Annotated in this window: 13 protein-coding genes; 11 read left to right on the top strand and 2 right to left on the bottom strand. The window is 59.3% G+C overall.

Annotated features, from left to right (window positions below):
- Nucleotides 1–100: 100 nt before the first annotated feature.
- On the top strand, nucleotides 101–1,537 hold the full coding sequence (locus IY73_RS05215; RefSeq protein WP_053962165.1) for a lipase family protein: 1,437 nt from the start codon (nucleotides 101–103) through the stop codon (nucleotides 1,535–1,537).
- Between the two features lie 177 nt (nucleotides 1,538–1,714).
- On the opposite strand, the gene fbaA is transcribed toward IY73_RS05215, so the two are convergent.
- A complete protein-coding gene (gene fbaA, locus IY73_RS05220) occupies nucleotides 1,715–2,749 on the bottom strand; it encodes a class II fructose-bisphosphate aldolase (RefSeq protein WP_053962166.1) in 1,035 nt (344 codons plus the stop codon).
- A 337-nt stretch (nucleotides 2,750–3,086) separates the two neighbouring features.
- On the opposite strand from fbaA, the gene IY73_RS05225 reads away from it, so the two are divergent.
- The 3 genes from IY73_RS05225 (at nucleotide 3,087) to IY73_RS05235 (ending at nucleotide 6,602) form a co-directional block, all read left to right on the top strand.
- Nucleotides 3,087–3,983 (top strand): DedA family protein, encoded by an 897-nt coding sequence (locus IY73_RS05225; RefSeq protein ID WP_063665768.1) that lies wholly within the window; start codon nucleotides 3,087–3,089, stop codon nucleotides 3,981–3,983.
- Complete coding sequence (locus IY73_RS05230) at nucleotides 3,976–5,115, top strand: FUSC family protein (RefSeq protein ID WP_053962167.1); 1,140 nt, start codon at nucleotides 3,976–3,978, stop codon at nucleotides 5,113–5,115. The genes IY73_RS05225 and IY73_RS05230 overlap by 8 nt, the downstream gene beginning before the upstream one ends.
- A 185-nt stretch (nucleotides 5,116–5,300) precedes the next feature.
- Nucleotides 5,301–6,602 carry an adenylosuccinate synthase gene (locus IY73_RS05235; RefSeq protein WP_053962168.1) on the top strand — a complete coding sequence of 434 codons (1,302 nt, stop codon included), beginning with the start codon at nucleotides 5,301–5,303 and terminating at the stop codon, nucleotides 6,600–6,602.
- Between the two features lie 178 nt (nucleotides 6,603–6,780).
- On the opposite strand, the gene IY73_RS05240 is transcribed toward IY73_RS05235, so the two are convergent.
- The gene (locus tag IY73_RS05240) at nucleotides 6,781–8,208 is read right to left on the bottom strand and encodes an alanine/glycine:cation symporter family protein (protein WP_053962169.1); all 1,428 of its coding nucleotides are present in this window, start codon (nucleotides 8,206–8,208) and stop codon (nucleotides 6,781–6,783) included.
- Between IY73_RS05240 and IY73_RS05245 the strand changes: the two genes are divergently transcribed.
- From IY73_RS05245 to IY73_RS05275, 7 genes are all read left to right on the top strand, one after another.
- Nucleotides 8,177–9,730: an alanine/glycine:cation symporter family protein gene (locus tag IY73_RS05245; protein WP_082345454.1), complete on the top strand. Its 1,554-nt coding sequence runs from the start codon at nucleotides 8,177–8,179 to the stop codon at nucleotides 9,728–9,730. The genes IY73_RS05240 and IY73_RS05245 overlap by 32 nt on opposite strands.
- A gap of 203 nt (nucleotides 9,731–9,933) precedes the next feature.
- Nucleotides 9,934–12,384, top strand: coding sequence for a glycoside hydrolase family 31 protein (locus tag IY73_RS05250; RefSeq protein ID WP_053979022.1), 2,451 nt, complete (start codon nucleotides 9,934–9,936; stop codon nucleotides 12,382–12,384).
- A gap of 55 nt (nucleotides 12,385–12,439) precedes the next feature.
- Nucleotides 12,440–13,657, top strand: coding sequence for a formate-dependent phosphoribosylglycinamide formyltransferase (purT, locus tag IY73_RS05255; protein ID WP_053962172.1), 1,218 nt, complete (start codon nucleotides 12,440–12,442; stop codon nucleotides 13,655–13,657).
- Nucleotides 13,658–13,977: 320 nt separating this feature from the next.
- Nucleotides 13,978–15,075, top strand: coding sequence for a Re/Si-specific NAD(P)(+) transhydrogenase subunit alpha (locus IY73_RS05260; RefSeq protein WP_053962173.1), 1,098 nt, complete (start codon nucleotides 13,978–13,980; stop codon nucleotides 15,073–15,075).
- Between the two features lie 3 nt (nucleotides 15,076–15,078).
- Nucleotides 15,079–15,417 (top strand): NAD(P) transhydrogenase subunit alpha, encoded by a 339-nt coding sequence (locus IY73_RS05265; RefSeq protein ID WP_053962174.1) that lies wholly within the window; start codon nucleotides 15,079–15,081, stop codon nucleotides 15,415–15,417.
- Nucleotides 15,417–16,886 (top strand): NAD(P)(+) transhydrogenase (Re/Si-specific) subunit beta, encoded by a 1,470-nt coding sequence (locus IY73_RS05270; protein ID WP_053979023.1) that lies wholly within the window; start codon nucleotides 15,417–15,419, stop codon nucleotides 16,884–16,886. The genes IY73_RS05265 and IY73_RS05270 overlap by 1 nt, the downstream gene beginning before the upstream one ends.
- A gap of 358 nt (nucleotides 16,887–17,244) precedes the next feature.
- Entirely contained in the window at nucleotides 17,245–18,291 is a 1,047-nt protein-coding gene (locus tag IY73_RS05275) for an esterase/lipase family protein (RefSeq protein ID WP_053979024.1), read from the top strand.
- Nucleotides 18,292–18,352: the final 61 nt, after the last annotated feature.

The raw sequence follows: 18,352 nt of genomic DNA on the forward strand, positions 1-18,352 counted from the left end.
CAAAGCAGCGTATTGTTACTAATGTTACATATGTTACTTGTGTGACTAATGATGTTCTCCGCATGTAGTGATGGAACATTTTGGAAGAAGGGTTACGAATATGTCCCAGCCGCGTAGGCGGGTCAGCAAGATCATTCTCTCGCTGTCCCTCACCGCTACCATGGTCGCCGGACTTGGCTACGGGGTAGCCGGGGCAAGCAACTTCGACGTTGCCGACAAACCACTTGACCTCGGAAACCCCGAAGTCGGAATGACAATTGAACAATCCCAATTCATCGCCCATCAGCTTCGCCCGGTACCGCTGAAGCTGAAACTGAAGAAGGGCCCCCGCCCGGCAATGCCGAAATGGGTCGCCAGCGACCTTGACGATGACCCCTTTATGAAGGACGACGCCTGGCGCTACGTCCGCAAGGGGTACAAGCAGGGCCAGATCATCCGCAAGCGGGAATCCATATGGTCCAAGGCCTACTTCCCGGGCTCCCGCGCCATCCAATACGCGTTCGTCTCCTACGATTCCCGCGGCTATCCGATGACGGCCACCGCCACCTTGGTGCTGCCGCCGCATGCCAAGGAAAACGCCAACATTCTGCAGTGGAACCAGTTCATCAACTCTTCTGGCCCTAAGTGTAAAGTTACTACGCAGCTCAACCAGCCGGACTCCTGGGGCATCGTTAACAGCCCTATCCAGATCATGTCCGCCGCACTCATTCTGGGGCACCCCGTGCTCTTCACGGATGCCGAAGGGCCTCGTAACTCCTACGCCATCAACCGCCTGGCCTCCCATGTGCTGCTGGACTCCATGCGGATGGTTCACAAGCAAAAAGACTTCCCGCTGCGCCAATCCCACTTTGTCTCTATGGGTATTTCCCATGGCGGGCTGCAGACCGGTTACGCGGCGGTCGAACAACCCCACTACGCCCCTGAACTGACCCCTTATATCGAGCAGTTCATCGTCAACGAAGGTGCCCCTGACTTTATCAAGCTGGCCCACAGCCTGGGTCTCTATGGAGACTTCTCGAAGGTACCCAGCCCGTGGGCAGGCTTCCTAGTGAGTTTCATCGTCGGCGCTATCCGTGAATACGGGGATATGGTTCCACACATGGAGCACTGGCTGACACCCTACGGCAAGACCGTGGTAAAGACTAGCCGTAACTTATGCATGCCGTTCTCCACAGTGGCTGGTGGCGGTGGTCTGCTGAAGTACATGGTGAAGGACGGATTTTTCAAGTCCACGACCTTCAAAACCATGATGCAGATTGCGAAGGACTCCTCATCCTTCTACTATCCAGGGGCACCGAAGGCACCCACCCTCCTCATCCACGGAACGACGGACGAAATTCTCTTCCAAGCGGACCAGGATAAGGCCCTGTGGCAGCGCTACTGCAAGGCCGGTACCAACACCGTCTACCAGCAGGTGCCGCTTGGTACGCACTTCACCACTCCGGTCGTCTCTCTCCCCCGCATGGTGGTCCAGACCCTGCTTTCGCTCAACGGGGTAAGGCAGATCCCGTCCTGCAAGATTCCGATGATCCTCTAGTAGATCCGTACACTGCCTGTGTGCAGTGTGTGAGGATAGCAGTTGCCCCCGCCCGAGTGTTTCGGGCGGGGGCAACTGCACAGTCTTAGTGCACAGTCTTAGTGCGCAGGAGAAGCGCCAGGGGTAGAAGAAACGGCCACAGGGCTAAACTGCCACCGTGGCCGTTACCATCAGGTGTTACTTGAGGATACTCTTGCCGACGGAGTGGAGGTCCTGACAGGCTTCCACAACGCGCTCAGACATAGCAACTTCCGCCTTCTTGAGGTAGGAGCGGGGATCGTACACAGCCTTGCTACCCACCTCACCGTCGATCTTCAGCACACCGCTGTAGTTGGAGAACATGTGGTCTGCAATGCAGCGGGTGTAGGCGTACTGGGTGTCGGTATCGACGTTCATCTTCACGACGCCGTAGCCGAGGGCCTCTTCGATCTTTTCCTTTTCGGAACCGGAGCCACCGTGGAAGACGAAGTTAAAGAACTTGCTGTCGGTGGGAAGGCCAAGCTTCTCTGCGGCGACCTTCTGGCCCGCGTCGAGCACTTCGGGCTTCAGCACAACGTTGCCCGGCTTGTACACGCCGTGGACGTTGCCGAAGGTAGCAGCCAGCAAATAGGGGGACTCGGAGCCGTCACCGAGAGTGTCGATGACCATGGCAAAGTCATCTTCGTCGGTGTAGAGCTTGGCGCCGTGGGAAGCCTTCACGCCGTCCTCTTCGCCGCCCACCACGCCGATCTCAATCTCGAGCAGCTGGTGGTTAGCGGTGGTCTGGGCGTAGAGCTCCTTGGCGATCTCCATGTTCTCGGGCATGGGGACGGCAGAACCGTCCCACATGTGGGACTGGAACAGCGGATCCTCGCCGCGCTTGACACGCTCGGCAGAGACTGCCAGTAGCGGGCGGACGAACTCATCGAGGGCGTTCTTGGGGCAGTGGTCGGTGTGGACGGCGACGGTGACACCGTAGTACTTGGCCATACGGGTGACGTACTCCGCCAGGGCCACAGCGCCGGCTTCCATATTCTGAACGTTCACGCCGGAGCCGAACTTAGCACCGCCGGTGGTGAACTGGATAATGCCGTCGGACTCAGCGTCAGCAAAGCCCTTGAGGGTGGCGTTGATGGTCTCCGTGGAGGTGCAGTTGATGGCCGGGAAAGCGTAGCCGCCTTCCTTCGCCTTCTTCAGCATCTCGGCATAAGACTCGGGATTCGCAATAGCCATATAGGTTTCCTTCGCAGAGATAGGGGTTTTCGAAGTACGTAGGCGCGAAAACTGTCTGCGGGTCGCGCCATTTCTTCACGTCACCTGGCGTACTGGAACGTACTGTAGGCCTCCTACTGGAGATGTGTCAGCCGTCACCTAATACGGGTTCACCTACCATTATGCACCTTTATGACGAGAATGAAAGGTGGAAAAGTGGTGCTCTGAACCGATTCATGCTGCTATAACAGGCAGAATTTAGGATATCCATAGAAAAAAGCCCTCATTGGGAGTAACAAGCTGCCTGCACCACCTCTTTGACAAGCGTAAATAGACATTTCTCACATATACTGACCAAGTGATCACTACTTCATCCCTGGCAGCAGCCCATGCGACTGTGTCCACCACCCTCGCCCTCGGCCCGCAATGGCTCGACCCTACCTATCTATTGGGTAGCAACGGGCCCTTCGGCGCATTTGTGCTGCCGGGTATGCTGCTCATCGTTTTCATCGAGACTGGTCTGCTCTTCCCACTGCTCCCCGGCGACTCCCTCCTCTTCACCGCCGGCTTCCTCTCCATCCAGCCGAATGGCTTCGCCCCCATCTGGCTCGTCTGCCTCTCCGTCTGGATTGTGGCGGTACTGGGCGACCAATGCGCCTACTGGATCGGCCGCAAAGGTGGGTCAGTACTCCGCAAGCGCAAGGACACCGCCGTCTTCAAGAAAGAACATCTCGTCCAGGCGCACCTCTTCTTTGAAAAATATGGTGCCGTCACTGTCATCATTTGCCGTTTCGTCCCTATCGTGCGTACCTACGCACCGGTCGTTGCCGGCATGTCCGGTTTCCGCTACCGCGTCTTTCTTCCCTTCGACATTCTCGGCGGCCTGCTCTGGGGCTGCGGCGTCACTCTCCTCGGTGCCGCACTCGGCAACTTCAGCTTCGTCCAGAACAACATCGAACTGATCTTCCTCTTCGTCATCTTCCTGTCCCTCCTGCCCGCCATCTTCACCGCCATAAAGGGCGTTATCGAAGCCCGCAAGAGCGATCTCCCCGCATCCATCGATCCGGAAGATGCCGCCGACCAAATCCTCGCTGGAACCCCCGACCAGAAGAATACCGACGTCCGCAAACGTCTCGTCGCCGCCTTCCAGACGGAACAAAGCCACGAGGGCCGCGAAGCCGCCGCCATCAAGGAACAGGTCTGCTCCGAACTCCTGGACTTCTCGCATAAGGAGGACGCAAAGGCGTATGCGTAATTGGGTCAAGGCCCGAGCCCGCACTTTCACGGACAGCATTAACCGGCGGCTGCACCGCGTTTACCACAGCATCATCCCCATCACACAGGCGGCCATCGCCGCCTCCCTCGCTTGGTGGGCTGCCACCCTCATCTTCCCTGGGACGAAACCCTTCTTCGCCCCCATTTCTGCCATCATTGCCCTTGCTCCCGTCCCCGGACGCCGCATCAAGCGTTCCCTCGAGATCGGTGCCGGCACCATCGCCGGCGTTCTCATTGGTGAACTCATCATCGCCCGCATCGGCTCCGGCGTCTGGCAAATTGGCTTTGTCGTATTCCTAGCGATGGTCATCGCCCTCTTCCTAGGCTCCGGCATGCTCGTCTCCGTCCAAGCCGCCTCTTCCGCCATCCTCATCGCCACTCTCATCCCCGTCGACGGGCCGGGGGGCCTCCAACGCGTCTGGCACGCCATCATCGGCACCGTCATCGGCATCGTCATCATGGCGCTCATTCCCGCCAGCCCTATCCGGGATATTCGTCGCCGCCTCGCCTCCATCGTGCAGATTGAACGGGAAGTCCTCGGCGAAATCGCCTCCGGCTTCCGCACTCGCAACCCAGAACTCGTCACCACTGCATTGGTCCGCATCCGCGCCACCCAGCCCGCTCTCAACGACATCCGTGACACCCTCTACAACGGTGCTGAAGTGGTACGGGTCTCCCCGCTGTTGTGGTATGCCCGCAAAGACCTGAAAAAGTGCGAAAAACTCCTCGACCCACTCGACAACGCGGTCCGCAACACCCGTGTGCTGGCCCGCCGCGCTGTCGTCATTCTGGAAGATGACGTACCCCTCGACGTTCGCATTCTTGACTCCATCTCCCTCATGAGTGAAGCCACTGGCGTCGTCTACTCCATGCTCACCGAAGGCGATAACCGCCACACCACTGAACAGGAAGCCGCCCGCGCCATCATCTCCGTGGCAGTCCGCACTGCCTTCCAACTGGACCCCAGCGACCCCTCCGGCATGCACGGACCCGTCATCCATGCGCAAATCCGCTCCACCCTCATCGATTTGCTGCAGGTGTGCGGCATGAGCCGAGAAGAAGCCGTGCAGTCCATCCCCGCTATTGGCAGTACCGGCCACCATCCGGCTTAACTGTAAAATATATTTTCTTTCTTGCCCGTTTAAGCGGTAGAATTAGGTAACGGGTCTGCAGGGTAGGCCCGGGTTTTTCATTTTGTGCCCACATTGCCCCTATGCCACCACTGTCCGGAAAGGCCGACAGCATAGGCCGCGCGATGCACCACCCCTGCCGACTCGGTGAAAGAAAGAACGAGAATATGGCAGCGATCGTCATCAACGGAGCCCAGTGGGGCGACGAAGGCAAAGGTAAGGCTACCGACATTCTGGGCGGCCACGTTGACTTCGTCTGCAAGCCCAATGGCGGTAATAACGCCGGTCACACCGTCGTCGTCAACGGTGAAAAGTACGAGCTGAAACTGCTCCCCGCCGGTATCCTCACCCCCAACGTCACTCCGGTGATCGGCAACGGTGTCGTCGTCAACCTGGAAGCCCTCTTCCAGGAAATTGATGGTCTCGAGTCACGTGGCGCAGACTGCTCCCGTCTCCGCATCAGCTCCAACGCCCACCTCGTTGGCCCCTACCACCAGACCATTGACAAGGTCACCGAACGTTTCCTCGGCAAGCGTGCCATCGGCACCACCGGCCGCGGTATCGGACCCTGCTACGCCGACAAAGTCAACCGCATCGGCATCCGCGTCCAGGACCTCTTCGACGAGTCCATCCTTCGCCAGAAGGTGGAAGGCACCCTGCGCTCCAAGAACGAACTGCTGGTGAAGCTCTACAATCGTCCTGCCTTCGATGTGGACGAAATGGTGGACTACTTCCTGCAGTACCGCGACCGCATCGCCCCCATGGTCTGCGACACCAGCCTGCTCCTCAACCAAGCCCTCGACGAAGGCAAGTCTGTCCTCATGGAAGGCGGCCAGGCCACCATGCTGGACGTCGACCACGGCACCTACCCCTTCGTCACCTCCTCCAACCCCTCTGCCGGTGGCGCCTGCGTCGGTTCCGGTATCGGCCCCACCCGCATCAGCCATGCCGTCGGCATCATCAAGGCCTACACCACCCGTGTGGGTGCCGGCCCGTTCCCCACCGAACTCTTCGACGAGTCCGGGGAATATCTGCGGGAAACTGGCCACGAGTACGGTGTCGTTACCAAACGTCCGCGCCGCTGCGGCTGGTTCGACGGTGTGGTTGCCGAGTACGCCACCCGCATCAACGGCTTCACCGATATGTTCGTCACCAAGCTGGATGTCCTCACCGGTATCAAAGAGATCCCGGTGTGTGTTGCCTATGAGGTTGACGGCAAGCGTTTCGACCACATGCCAGAAAGCCAGAGTGACTTCCACCACGCCAAGCCAATCTACGAGATGCTGCCCGGCTGGACCGAAGACATCACCGGCGCCCGCACTTTCGACGAGCTGCCCGAGAACGCCCAGAACTACATGAAGCGTCTGGAAGAGCTCTGCGGCACCCGCGTCTCCTACATTGGTGTCGGCCCCGGCCGTGACGAGAATGTCGTCATTAATGACCTCGTCGCCGAACTCAAGGGCTGCTAAGTTCTCGCACCCGACATCACACACAACACACCCCCCACTCATGCCACAGAAGGCCGGCTGGTAAGAACTAGCCGGCCTTCTGCGGTTTCAGGGTGGGAGAGGCGGGTGCGCCGTCAGGAAGGGGAGAGAGGGACCTCAGAGCGGGCAAAGTGCGCCCTTAGCACACAAAACTGTGCGCCTAATCCCAGCACTCCACATTGCGGGCCTGAGGAAGAGAATCCCGGTGGAACACCGGATCCACCCCAGCATCTTTCTGCCGGTTGTAGTCCCGCAACAGCTCAATAGCCAAGCCGCCCAACGGGATAATCGCCACCAGGTTGATGGTCGCCATAATTCCCATAAAGACGTCCGCCAGCCCCCACACCAACTCCACGGCCGCCAGCGAACCCGCAAACACGCAAAGCACCACCAGCACACGGAACGCCATAAGCACCTTCTTGGACTCGGTAATGAACTGGATGTTGCACTCCCCGTAGTAGTAGTTGCCAATAATGGAGCTGTAGGCCAGGAAGAACAACACCACTGCCAGCACCGGTATAGCCCAGTCGCCCAACTGGTGGGCGAGGGAATGCTGAGTGGCCACAGCCCCGTCTTTCAGCCCATACTCGGGGTTATTGAGAAGGATGATGAACGCCGTCACCGAACAAATAACAAGCGTGTCGAAGTAGACGCCCAGTGTCTGGACGTAGCCCTGCTTCACCGGGTGGGAGACAGCAGCCGTCGCCGATGCATTGGGGACGGAACCCATACCGGCTTCGTTGGAAAAGAGCCCGCGACGGATACCGATCAGCATGGCGGTACCAATACCGGCGCCGGCAACCTGCTTCGCGCCGAATGCGCACTGGAAGATGAGGGAGATAACGCCGGGGATCTTGTCGTAGTTCACTACGCACACGAAGAGGCCCAGCCCAATATAGACCAGGGCCATAATAGGAACCAGCACTTGGGATACCGCGCTAATGCGCCAGATGCCACCAAAGATGACGGCGGCAGTTAGAGCCGCCAGCGCCAGCGCCAGCCCCAGGTTAACCCACTTCATGTTGGCCGAGTTGTCCACTAGCGGCGCGAGGGCCTGCGAGGTGGTTTTGGTAATCGAGTTGGACTGCACCATATTAAAGACGAAGCCGTAAGTGAAGGTTATGGCTACCACGAAGAGCAGTGCCAGCCAGCGCTTCCCCAAACCGCGCTCAATATAGTAGGCGGGGCCACCCCGAAAGGCGCCTGTCGCTTTATCTCTCACCTTATACAGTTGGCCCAACGTCGATTCCACAAAAGCCGTCGCCCCACCAATAATGGCCAGTAGCCACATCCAGAAGATTGCACCGGGCCCACCCAACGCGATGGCGACCGCCACCCCCACAATATTGCCGGTGCCCACGCGGCTCGCCGCGGACACGGTGAAGGCGCGGAATGCACTGATGCCTTTCTTCCCGTCCGCTGACTTCTCCGGCTGCTCCACCAGCGCGCGCATCATGTCGGGGAGGTGACGGATCTGCACCACCACGGTGCGGATAGAAAAGTAGAGACCGGCGATAGCCAGCAGCGCCATCAGCACATAGCCGTAGGTATTGTTGATGCTGCCCAGCAGCTCGGTGGCATTCTTCATGGGCAATAGTTTAGCGGTCAAGCGGGCTCTCAATGGTAGTGTCTTTTCCGTGCTCACAGACCTCGTCGCCCAAGTTGAGGGATTTATTTCCTCGCACATCCTCATTTTTGTGCTCGTCGGCCTCGGTGTGGCGTTTACCGTCGCCACCAAAGCTGTCCAATTCCGCCTCTTCGGCCATATGTGGCATCTTATGCTGGACTCCCGCAAACAGAAGGGCACGTCGCTCTCCAGTTTTCAGGCGTTCACGGTGGGTCTGGCTTCCCGTGTGGGCACCGGCAATATCGCTGGTGTCTCCCTGGCGCTCATCATTGGCGGTCCCGGCGCCCTCTTCTGGATGTGGATGGTGGCACTGCTGGGCATGGCCACCAGTTTCATGGAGAGTACGCTGGCACAAATCTTCAAGATTAAGGGGGAAGACGGGCTGTCCCGCGGCGGCCCCGCCTACTATATTGAGCGAGGTTTGGGCTCCCGCGTGTGGGGGTGTATCTTTGCCGGCTTACTGGTGTTCTCCTATGGCCTCATTTTCCCGATGGTGCAGTCCAACACCATCGCCCAGCAGTTCAGGTCCACTGCGGGGGTGCCGAAGTGGGTGACGGCGCTCATCCTCGTCGCCATCAGCATCCCCATCATGCTGGGTGGGTTGCGGCGTGTTGCGAAGGTGACGGAGAGACTGGTCCCCATTATGGCCATCGCCTACCTGGTGGTGGCGCTCGTCATCATCGTCATGAACATCACCGAACTACCGCGCGTCCTCTCCGATATCTTTGCCGGCGCCTTTGGTTTGCGCCCTGGCCTTGCTGGTATCGGTGGTGGGCTGTGGGCCACCATATTCAACGGGGCGAAACGCGGCCTTTTCTCCAATGAGGCCGGTCAGGGCTCCATGCCCAACGGGGCAGCCACCGCCGACGTTCCGCACCCGGTGGTGCAGGGTCTCATCCAGGCACTGGGCACGTTCGTGGACACCATCATTGTGTGTTCCATGACGGGCTTCATGATTCTGCTGGCCGGCCCTAGCGTGTATGTACCTGGCCAGAAACTGGAGGATGACATTCTGGCGCAGGCTGCCCTCACTCACCATCTGGACTATGGCACCGGCTGGACCGTCTGGTTCATGTCCATCGTCATTTTCTTCTTCGCCTACTCCAGCACGCTGGGGTATTCAGTGTTCGCCGAGATTAATGTCAACTACTTGGGGTGGAAGAAGCACGGCAGCACCATCCTCCATGTCCTCATGATTGCCGCCACCGGGCTGGGGGCCATTGCAGCCCTACCGTTAGCGTGGTCTCTGGCGGACTTGGCGCTGGCACTCATGACCATTATCAATATGGTGGCGGTGGCGCTCCTTATGCGCTATGTGGTGCGCTGCCTGCGTGACTACGATGCGCAGCGTAAGGCGGGTAGTACAGAGCCGGTGTTTGTGGAGACGCCCGGATTCTTCCCGAAGCCAGTTCCAGATTCCGTGTGGGTTCCTGTGAAAAATTCCCCGGCGGAAACCGACAAACCAGCGGCCACAGACAGTTAGGGTCAGAGTAGAGGTCAAACCCGGCCTCTGCCTGGCTAGCTTCCTGTTTCCGTCTAGCCCGTTACGAGGTGTGCAGCGACCCCGTAGCGTAGGGTGAGCCGCCGCCACGACAGCGGCCACCACCGCGACTATTCGCTATACCCACCTCGCCTCGCCGCTAGGCGCCCACAGCCTGCCAGTCGATTGAGCTGAGAGGACGACCCATGGTCGCATTGGCACCGTCACCCTACCCAGAAGTGCACCCCCGCACTCCCCGCTCCATTGCTCCCGCGCTCCGTATTCTCTCTCTGGCTACCGTCACCGCCCTGGCCTTTGGTATGGCGAATAGCAGCCCCGCCCAGGCGGCCACCTTCCGCCCCGTTATCGACGGGGGTGCCCGCTTCCAGGTCATCAGCCCCACGCTGGTGCGAATGGAATATGCGCAGGATCGGAAGTTCGAAAATCGCACCACCATCAATGTGCAGTACCGTCCACTGAAAACCCCCTACGAGACGTGGACAAAGGACGGCTACCGCTACATCAAGACCAGCAAGCTCACTCTCCGCTACAAGCAGGGGTCAGGGCACTTTACCCCACAGAACGTGAGCGTGACGTTGAAAGTGGCGGGGCAGACGACCTCCGCACACCCCCGCTGGGACGTCCAAGGGGACAATCTGGTGGTCCCCCACAATCAGTTGGGCGGCTGGCGCCGTGACCTCCGCGACGTGGGCGGCAAAGTAAAACTCAACCCCGGCATCCTGTCCCGCGACGGCTGGCAACTGGTCAACGATACCCGCACCGCCCTGTGGAAGCCTGACAGCTGGCCGGTCCCGCGTGCCCCCCAGATTCTCAAGGACCCCACGTTCTACCAAGACGGCTACTTCTTTGGCTACGGCCACAACTACAAGCAGGGGCTGCGCGACCTAGCCACCATCACTGGACCCAGCCCGGTGCTGCCCGCGTGGGCCTTCGGCAACTGGTACTCCAACTACCATGCCTTCACCCGTGACGACTACACCACACTGATGCGGAACTTCCACACCCGCAAGGTGCCGCTGGATGTGCTGGTGGTGGACACCGACTACAAGGCCCCCAACCGGTGGAACGGGTGGAATTGGAACAAGAAACTGTGGCCCGACCCGCAGGGCGAAATCCGTTGGCTGAAGAGTATGGGCCTTACCCTCGCCTTCAATACCCACGACGGTATTAACGATAATGACCCCAAGTACGCCATTGTGCAGAAGGCTGTCCACAATACCCTCGCCCCCAACGGCCCCAAGTACTGGGATCCTTTCTCTCTCTCCTACGGCTTCGACATGAGCCGGCCGGACCACGCCAAGTGGTTCCTCTGGCTGCATGAGGACTTTGAGAAGGCCGGCACTGACTTCTTCTGGTTCGACTACGGCTCTGCCCAAACCCGTGAAGAAGGCTGGGCCGTGGAGAAAGGCTGGGTGAATCCGCTGCCCTCCACTGGCGTCAACGGCGTCACTATGCCGGGTCTCAACGCCGAGCAGTGGCAAACCTACCTGTATGCGGACCGTCTGCGGAAACAAGGTAAGCGTGGTTTCTCGCTCTCCCGCCATCGTGGCCAGCTGGGGGAGCGGCGTAATAACGTCCACTTCACCGGCGATACCCTCACCACGTGGGGGACGATGGCTTTCGAGGCGGAGTTCACCGCCGCCGAGGGTGCGGCCATGGGCCTGCCCTATGTGTCCCACGATATTGGCGGCTTCAAGCTGGGCAATGTCCTCACCAATGACATGTATGTGCGGTGGGCGCAGTTGGGTGTGTTCCAACCCATTAACCGGCCGCATGGTCTGCAAGCAAAGCGGCTGCCCTGGGAGTACAGCCCGGCTGCCGAGAAGGCCGGCGTGCACTTCCTCAAGTTGCGTGACGAGCTGGTGCCCTACCTCTACAACCTGGCGTGGGAGGCACATATGACGGGTGTGCCGATGGCACGGGCTCTCTACCTCAACTACCCGGAGGACCCACAGGCCTACGTGCACAACACCCAGTACCTGTTGGGTGACGATATGCTGGTTGCCCCGGTTGCGAAGCCGGGCCGTACCGCCACTACTGAGGTGTACTTCCCGGCTGGCACCTGGCGCGACTACTTTACCGGCAAGGTGTACCGCGGCCCCGCCACCCATTCGATCACGACGAATTGGATGACGATGCCGGTGTTCGTGCGGGAGGGTGGCATCATCACTACCCTGGCGGAACAGTCGATGCGGGACGGTAAGAACTGGAAGCAGTCCCGCAAGAACCTCGTCGGCCTGCAGGTGAATGCGAATGTGGTAGGTGCCCGCAATAGCACCACCATTTACCAGGATGACGGCCAGTCGCTGGACTACTGGCAGGGTAAGGTGGCGCGTACCTCAGTGTCCGTGCGGACAGTGCGGCAGGGGCGCGACAAGGTGGCGACGGTGACGGTGGGCCGGACGACCGGCTCGTTCCGTGGACAGGCTGCGACCCGCGACTATGCCTTCCAGGTGTATTTCGATAATCCGCGGAAGGTGACGCTCAATGGTCGCACTCTTCAGGCGGGGACGTATGAGCAGGCGCGGCGTCAGCCTGGCCGCTACTACTACTATGATCCGCTCCAACACACAGTGTTTGTCTGTGCTGCTGGAGTGGCTAACCTCACCGAATCACAGCTGGTGCTGTGGGGATAACAGGTAAACCTGCTCTATCATGAGAGCTAGTAACGAGTTGAGAAGGGGACTCCTCATGACGACACCACGCGTCCTGCGACGCATCGGTACTGCACACACTCCCGGTGCAACACGGGTGATGCTGTTGGGTTCTGGCGAGCTTGGTAAGGAAGTCGCTATTGCTTTCCAACGGCTTGGTGTCGAAGTGATTGCCGTCGATCGGTACTTTGGTGCACCCGCCCAGCAGGTGGCGCATCGCAGCTACACCATCGACATGACGGACCCGGACCAGCTGCTGCGCCTTATTCGGGTGGAGCGGCCGGACTTTGTCATCCCGGAGATTGAAGCGCTTGCCACTGATGCGCTGGCCCTCATCCAGGATGAGGGTACCGCGACGGTGATCCCCACTCCTCTCGCAGTACAGCTCACCATGAACAGGGAGGGCATCCGTCGCTTGGCGGCGGAGCGGCTAGGTCTGCCTACCTCCCCGTACCAGTTCGCGTCTTCGCGGGAAGAAATGAAGGATGCCATTGTGCGCCTGGGGCTCCCCTGCGTGGTGAAGCCCATCGTGTCCTCTTCCGGTCACGGCCAAACGGTGGTGCGCCGGGCGGAGGATATGGATGTGGCCTGGGAGCGGGCGTGCGAGGATTCTCGGGTGGATCAGGGGCGTGTCATTGTCGAGGGGTTCGTGGACTTCGACTATGAGATCACGCTGTTGACGGTGCGGGGGATTGACCCGGAGACGGGGGAGACGGTTACCCGTTTCTGCGCCCCGATTGGGCACCATCAGGAGAATGGCGATTATGTGGCGTCGTGGCAGCCGCAGCCGATGACGGAGACGGCGTTGGCGGCGGCGCGAAAGATTGCCGCGAAGGTGACGAGTGCATTGGGTGGCCGCGGCGTCTTTGGTGTGGAGCTCTTTGTGAAGGGTGACGATGTGCTGTTCTCGGAGGTGTCGCCGCGTCCGCACGATACAGGGCTCGTCACCCTCGGGTCGCAGCGATTGAGTGAGTTTGAGCTGCATGCGCGGGCGGTGTTGGGTCTGCCTATTGACACCACCTTGTTGTATCCGGCGGCCAGTAGCGTCATTAAGTCGCCCTATGATGGCGAAGGGTTGGGCTTCTGGGGTGTCGATGCGGCATTGGCGACGCCGGGGACGGATGTGCGTCTGTTTGGTAAGCCGGAGGTGCATGTGGGCCGGCGTTTGGGTGTCGTGGTGGCGACGGGTGTGGATGTGGAAGACTCCCTGAATAAATCACAATCTGCCGCCCAGAAAATTCGCGTTGTCCGCTAATAACCGGGTGTTCTCCCCCTAACTTCACACAGTTTTCTGGCAGCCGAGCCCTCCAGTGGAGTGGCTCGGTTTCCATTTTTGTGTCATCTGGGCCGCGCTGTATGTGGTCTAGTACTCTCATAAAACAGCAATGTGACCCGCGTCTCGCAGGTCTTTTGTGAAGATGTGTGAAATTTCTCTCATCCCTGTTCAGCAGGCCACAAGATTTCGCTGGAAATTCACAGGACATCCCAGTTTCTTTATCGTCGCGAGCAAGGCAAAATTCCTTATAGTTGTCACAACGCCTTAGCTACTAAATCACAACAGGAAGCGAGGATTGAATGGTATCGGCACAACGGCCACGCATCGGTGTGGTCCGTGAGACCGTACCGGGAGAGCGTCGTGTGGCGCTCGTTCCCAAGGTCATCACTCAACTTATTGGAAAGGGACTGGACATTGTCGTCGAGTCCGGCGCCGGTGAGGCGGCACTTCTCCCGGATAGTGCATTCGAAGCCGCTGGCGCTGTTATTGGAAACCCCTGGGACTGCGACGTTGTCGTCAAGGTGGCAGAACCTAGCAGTAAGGAAATTGCGAAGCTTGCTGCCGGCACCCGGCTCATCGGCTTCCTGAACCCCCGTTCCCAGGAGAACCAGATTGGCGAGCTCAAGGCCAAGGGTGTCGAAGCCTACGCCATGGAAGCAATTCCGCGTATCTCCCGCGCCCAGGTGATGGACGCACTGAGCTCCCAGAACAACGTCGCTGGATACAAAGCCGTGCTCGTTGCAGCTGACCAGCTCACCCGCTTCTTCCCTATGCTCACCACCGCTGCTGGCACCGTGAAACCGGCCACCGTAATGGTGCTTGGTGTGGGTGTATCTGGCTTGCAGGCCCTCGCCACTGCACGTCGCCTTGGTGCCCGCACCATTGGCTACGACGTTCGCCCAGAGGTTGCCGAGCAGGTGAAGTCCGTTGGCGCCAAGTGGCTCGACCTCGGCATTGAAGCTGCTGGTGAAGGTGGCTACGCCCGCGAGCTCACCGACGAAGAGAAGGCCCTCCAGCAGGAGCGTCTAGCTGCTGCCATTGGCGATGCAGATGCGGTCATCACCACCGCCCTCGTCCCTGGCCGTCGCGCCCCCATCCTGGTCACGGCAGATGCCGCTTCCCGCATGAAGCCCGGCTCCGTCATCGTCGACCTAGCTGGTGAGACTGGGGGCAACTGTGAACTCACTGAACCCGGTGAGACCGTTGTCAAGAACAGTGTCACCATCTGCTCCCCGCTGAACCTTCCGGCCACTATGCCGGAGCATTCCTCGGAGCTCTACGCCAAGAACATCCAGGCTCTCCTGGAACTCATGCTCAACGACGAGGGTGCTATTGCCCCCGACTTCGAGGACGAGATCCTTGCTGGTGCCTGCGTCACCCGTGACAAGGAGGCCTAGTCCATGTCTGCTAATGACCTGTTGCTCCTTGTAGCCCTCATCGTGCTCGCCGGCTTCGTCGGCTTTGCGGTGATCTCCAAGGTCCCCAATTCCCTACACACCCCCCTCATGTCCGGCACGAACGCCATCCACGGCATCGTCGTGCTGGGTGCCATGTGGGTCCTCGGTTCCGTGGACCTTACCTCTGACAGCACCGGCATGAACGTCGCTCTTGGCATCATCCTTTTCGTGGCCGTCATCTTCGGTACCTTGAACGTCGTCGGCGGCTTCGTCGTTACCGATCGCATGCTCGAAATGTTCAAGCCGAAGGATCGTCAGCCGATTGAGGAGGCTCAAGACTAATGACTATCGCAGCTAACCTGCTCTACATTGTTGCCTTCATTCTCTTCATCTACGGTCTCTCCGGCCTCACCGGACCGTCCACCGCCGTCCGCGGTAACAAGATCGCCGCTGTCGGTATGGTGATAGCCTTCGTCGGTACCATCCTCAAGCTCATCGGCAAAGAGATGGCCCACGACGGCAACTACACTGTCAACTGGATCCTCATCGTGGTCGGTCTCGTCATTGGTACCGCCATTGCAGTGCCGGTTGCCCGCAAGACCAAGATGACCGAAATGCCGCAGCTCGTTGCTATGTTCAACGGCCTCGGTGGCGGAACCGTGGGCCTCATCGCCCTCACCGAAGCCATGGAATACCGCGGCTTCGACGGCACGCTCATCGCAGAAGAAGCTGGCGCCGCTAGCTCCTCCGCAGTGCTCACCACCACCGTCATCGTCGGCTCCATCCTCGCCGCCATCATCGGTTCCATCTCCTTCTGGGGTTCCATCGTTGCCTTCGCTAAGCTGCAGGGCCTCATCCCCGGTCGCCCGATCGGCCTCGGTAAGGCGCAGCAGATTGTTAATGCTGTGCTGTTCCTTGCCGCAGTGGCCTTCGCCATTGTTATCGGCGTCAACGTGGGAACCTTCGCCAACGTCTGGTGGATGCTGGGCATCATTATCGTCTCCGCTGCCCTCGGCCTCATGCTCGTGCTGCCCATTGGTGGTGCTGACATGCCGGTGGTTATCTCCTTGCTGAACGCTATGACGGGTCTTTCCGCTGCAGCTGCCGGCCTGGCGATTAACAACACCGCCATGATCGTCGCGGGTATGATCGTCGGCGCGTCCGGTACCATCCTCACCAACCTCATGGCGAAGGCCATGAACCGCTCTGTCCTCAACATCGTGGCCGGCGGATTCGGTGGCGACAGCGCTGCTGTCGCCGGCGGCGCTGCTGACCGTGGCCCGGTGAAGTCCACCTCTGCCGCTGACGTTGCCATCCAGATGGCCTACGCTAATGAAGTTATCGTCGTCCCCGGCTACGGCATGGCCGTCGCTCAGGCTCAGCACGCCGTCAAGGAAATGGCTGCCCTGCTGGCCGAAAAGGGCGTTCCGGTGAAGTACGCCATCCACCCTGTGGCTGGTCGTATGCCTGGCCATATGAACGTGCTATTGGCCGAAGCCGGTATCGACTACGACGCCATGAAGGAAATGGACGAGATAAACGGTGAGTTCAGCCGCTGCGACGTTGCCCTGGTGATTGGCGCTAACGATGTCACCAACCCCGCTGCTAAGGACGATCCGAGCTCCCCGATTTACGGTATGCCGGTTCTTAACGTTGCTGACTCTCACTCTGTGATTGTCTCCAAGCGTTCCATGAACTCCGGCTACGCCGGCATCGATAACCCGCTCTTCTACCTGCCGCAGACCTCCATGCTCTTCGGTGATGCGAAGGACTCTGTAGATGCCATCGTGGAAGAACTGAAGGGTATGTAACAACTCGCTGTTGAGGTGGACTAAGCAACGGTTTGTTGTCAGTTTGCAGCAGCGTAACGGATTACATCTTCTCAGGATTTGTCAACTTCCCAAGCTATCTACCGTCGCCCCCTGTGGTTATGAACCTACAGGGGGCGACGGCTTTTTTGATGCAGTGATTAAGTCACTCGAACACATAAATAATTAAAATTGTGGGCAAAATTCTTATGTTCTTTGGAAACTGTCAGTTTAGAGCGTTGCAGTCAGTATCCAGAAACTTAAGAATAAGTCCCAGCAGACTCCCTCTGTTTACCGTTATTTCGCCCTCTTTCCCAGCGCTTGTGGCGCATTCGGGAATTAAACGAAGAAAGGATCGGCAGTGTTCCAGACCACCAAAACGCTCGCTGCCCTCATAGCCTCCGCCGCCATCGTGGCGAGCTCCACCACCCTTGCCGCAGCAGCTCCCAACTACCAGAAGCTGCCCGAACTACCCTCCAGTACTGTGCGTGCCACCACCCAAGGTCACAGCCAGCCTGCAACCAGCATTGCCGACGCCATCCTCAAAGACGGTACTGATCCGGTTGCGCCTAAGGGTGTCAATGATTGGAGCTGCAAGCCCAACCCCAAGAAGCCCAACCCGGTCATTCTCATCCACGGTATGTCTATGACTGCCAACACCGCCTGGGCTGGGTTCGGTCCCGTGCTCAAAGACCGGGGTTACTGTGTCTACGCCGTAAACATGGCCAAGGATCGGGACGGTGCCATGTCCAAGGTTGTCCGTGACATCGGTGGCCTTGACTTCGGCGGCCTGGGCGACATCGAAGCCTCCGCCACCTTCACCGCCGCCTTTATCAACGAAGTCATGAAGACTACCGGAGCCAAGACAGTCGACATTATCGGCTACTCCGAGGGCGGTACTGTCGCTAACCTCATCGCCCATACCTACGGCCCCAGCTTTATCGACAACATCATCACTTTGGGCGGTATCAATGTCGGCATCAACCCCCTCGGTGTACAGGACGTGGGAGCCGTCTACGCCGAGAATGCTGAACCGGCTCTGGTAGGAAACATTCTGGAATTCGGCACTATCGCCGCTGCCCAGATGATGACCGGCTCACCCATCATCAATTCCATCACCAACCCTGACACCCTCCCCGGCATCACCTACACGAACCTATCCACCAAGTACGACCAGTTCACCGCCATCTCTACCCACAACCCGAACTTCCAGAAGGCTGTGCCGGGTGCCACCGTCACCAACATCACCGTGCAAGACGGCTGCGACAAGGACCACTCCGACCACCTCACCCTGCCCTACAACAAGCGTGTCTGGGCCATCGTGCTGAACACTCTGGCAGACAAGAAAGTTATCGAGGTACCGTGCCTGGTAGCGGTCCCGGCACTGCGGTCTATCGACGCAAAATAATGCTGGGCACCCACTGACGCTGGGTAACCCATTACGCTGGCCACGCAGTAACGCGGGCATC

Source organism: Lawsonella clevelandensis (assembly GCF_001293125.1).
Taxonomy (GTDB): Bacteria; Actinomycetota; Actinomycetes; order Mycobacteriales; family Mycobacteriaceae; genus Lawsonella; species Lawsonella clevelandensis.

What these genes read in the sequence shown, in the direction of transcription:
- IY73_RS05215 (WP_053962165.1), top strand. Translation starts at nt 101, where the DNA reads ATGTCCCAGCCGCGTAGGCGGGTCAGCAAGATCATTCTCTCGCTGTCC.
- fbaA (WP_053962166.1), bottom strand. Translation starts at nt 2,749, where the DNA reads ATGGCTATTGCGAATCCCGAGTCTTATGCCGAGATGCTGAAGAAGGCG.
- IY73_RS05230 (WP_053962167.1), top strand. Translation starts at nt 3,976, where the DNA reads ATGCGTAATTGGGTCAAGGCCCGAGCCCGCACTTTCACGGACAGCATT.
- IY73_RS05235 (WP_053962168.1), top strand. Translation starts at nt 5,301, where the DNA reads ATGGCAGCGATCGTCATCAACGGAGCCCAGTGGGGCGACGAAGGCAAA.
- IY73_RS05245 (WP_082345454.1), top strand. Translation starts at nt 8,177, where the DNA reads ATGCTGCCCAGCAGCTCGGTGGCATTCTTCATGGGCAATAGTTTAGCG.
- IY73_RS05240 (WP_053962169.1), bottom strand. Translation starts at nt 8,208, where the DNA reads ATGAAGAATGCCACCGAGCTGCTGGGCAGCATCAACAATACCTACGGC.
- IY73_RS05250 (WP_053979022.1), top strand. Translation starts at nt 9,934, where the DNA reads ATGGTCGCATTGGCACCGTCACCCTACCCAGAAGTGCACCCCCGCACT.
- purT (WP_053962172.1), top strand. Translation starts at nt 12,440, where the DNA reads ATGACGACACCACGCGTCCTGCGACGCATCGGTACTGCACACACTCCC.
- IY73_RS05260 (WP_053962173.1), top strand. Translation starts at nt 13,978, where the DNA reads ATGGTATCGGCACAACGGCCACGCATCGGTGTGGTCCGTGAGACCGTA.
- IY73_RS05265 (WP_053962174.1), top strand. Translation starts at nt 15,079, where the DNA reads ATGTCTGCTAATGACCTGTTGCTCCTTGTAGCCCTCATCGTGCTCGCC.
- IY73_RS05270 (WP_053979023.1), top strand. Translation starts at nt 15,417, where the DNA reads ATGACTATCGCAGCTAACCTGCTCTACATTGTTGCCTTCATTCTCTTC.